The 913-nt window shown below is 79.5% G+C and carries 1 protein-coding gene; it reads right to left on the bottom strand.

Going from position 1 to position 913, the window contains the following annotated elements:
• The coding region (locus tag HMPREF0731_RS21970) for an FAD/NAD(P)-binding protein (RefSeq protein WP_007006465.1) at positions 1-624 on the bottom strand (624 nt) is incomplete at its 3' end.
• Positions 625-913: the final 289 nt, after the last annotated feature.

The raw sequence follows: 913 nt of genomic DNA, 5'->3' as shown, positions 1-913 counted from the left end.
GGGATTCTTCGACTTTCCGCCTGCGATACGATCGGCCAGCGCCGCCGCCTGGGCGCGGATCTCCGGCACCGCCGTGACCTCCCACAGCCGGCCACGGGTCAGCGGGCCCAGAACGGACAGGCCCGGCACCGTCTGCCCGGCGGCATCCAGCGCGCGGCATTCCGCATCGCTGGCCAGGCCCAGCCCGTCCTCCGCCAGCCGCCCCTCGGCCAGCAGGGCGCGCAGCGGCGCGGCCTCGCGCCAGGCCTGGCCACCCTCGGGGCCGGTGCACAGGATGATGCGGGCGAAGTCCCGCACCCGCTCGGCGCCGCCACGATGGCGCAGCGTGGCGCGCACCCCCTCCCCCTCCGGCTCCCAGCGCAGCAGCCGCGCCGCCAGGCCCCGCAGGCCGCCGCCCTCCAGCTCCGCCGCCAGCCGCGCCGCCACCTCGGGCGCCAGCCGGTGCCGGTGCAGGTTCCAGGCACTGCGGGCATGGCGCTGGAAGCGGGCGCGCTCGGCCGGCGGCCAGCCCTGCCAGATCCGCTGCACCTGCGGCCGCACCCCGTCCAGCACCGCCTGCCAGGGCTGGCCCTCGGCCGCCGCGGCCCGCGCCGCGGCGCGCACCCGGCGCCACAGCGCCAGCACCCCTCCCCTTCCGGCAGTTCGACCGGGCGGGGCGGCGGAAAGGCGCCGCCCACATGGGAGAGCGGCCGCCAGCCATGGCGGGAGATCGCGGTGACCGGGCCGCGATGCCCGCCCTCGCGCAGCGCCAGCAGCACATCGACCATGGTCAGCCCCTGGCCGACCAGCAGCACCGGGGCCTCCGGCGCCAGCCCGGCGGTCGCCGCCGGGTCCCAGGGATCGCCCCAGCAGAGCGGCGGCGCGCCGGCGCCCGGCGCGGCGGCGAAGCCGCCCAGCGCCAGCACCGCCTCGT

This window comes from Pseudoroseomonas cervicalis ATCC 49957 (assembly GCF_000164635.1).
In the GTDB taxonomy this organism is placed as follows: Bacteria; Pseudomonadota; Alphaproteobacteria; order Acetobacterales; family Acetobacteraceae; genus Pseudoroseomonas; species Pseudoroseomonas cervicalis.
This window is presented reverse-complemented; position numbering and strand designations above follow the sequence as displayed.